General features: G+C 52.5%; 1 pseudogene. It reads left to right on the top strand.

Annotation, left to right across the window (positions count from 1 at the left end):
* Window positions 1–678, top strand: a pseudogene (locus CA598_RS32605) (hypothetical protein); the annotation flags it as partial.
* Between the last annotated feature and the right edge of the window lie 134 nt (window positions 679–812).

The following is an 812-nucleotide window of genomic DNA, read 5'->3' as shown; positions in this document are numbered from 1 at the left end:
GCGAAGACGAAAGCGTACGAAGCGGAGAAGTCCGCAGCCGAAGCGCAATATAGCGTATTAACGGCGGCATTTGATGCGTATTCCGGCGATATTAAATCGATTGAGGACGGAATCGCGGCGTATCGTGTTAGCGCTAGCGGCTCGGCGAATAACGCGATACTCACGGAGCTCGACTTGTTCATAACGCAATATAACGCGAAGATGGCGTCGATAACGCAGATTAACGCGGAGTCAAAGAAGGCGGCAGATTTGGCGCGCTACAACTCGAATAAGGACGCATATGACGCTGCGAAGAAGTCCAGTAATACGGCGGAGATGTCGCGTTTGCAGGCGGAGAACCAAACAATCCGTGATCAATACGGGATCACGTCGGATACCGGTAAGTTACAGGCGTTCGCTACGGGCGGAATCGTACAGGGAGCGCGGGGATCAGCAGTTCCGATTCTCGCACACGGTGGGGAAATCGTACTGAACGCCGCTCAACAAGCGACGCTATTCGATATGATCGCAAGCCCTCGTATGTCACCGCAAGCGCCCGCGTCAGTTACGAATATTGTGCAACATATCGACCTCGGCGTAGATGAAGTTACACTCGTGGATAAAGCAGATATCGCTACATTTTATGACGAACGAACTCGCGCGCTATCCCGCCTGCAATCGATGGGGGTGAAGGAGTAATGGCGTATGATGTAGCGGTAAATGGCGTTTGGTTATCGGAGCATGGAGCTGCGCTATATGAACGTAACTTACCGGTCTTGCCAGAAACCGAAGACAATACGGTCAAGCTCGCGAATACGGATGGCGTCGTTGAT

It is taken from the genome of Paenibacillus sp. VTT E-133291, from assembly GCF_002264395.1.
GTDB classification, from domain to species: Bacteria; Bacillota; Bacilli; order Paenibacillales; family Paenibacillaceae; genus Paenibacillus_AQ; species Paenibacillus_AQ nitricinens.
This window is presented reverse-complemented; position numbering and strand designations above follow the sequence as displayed.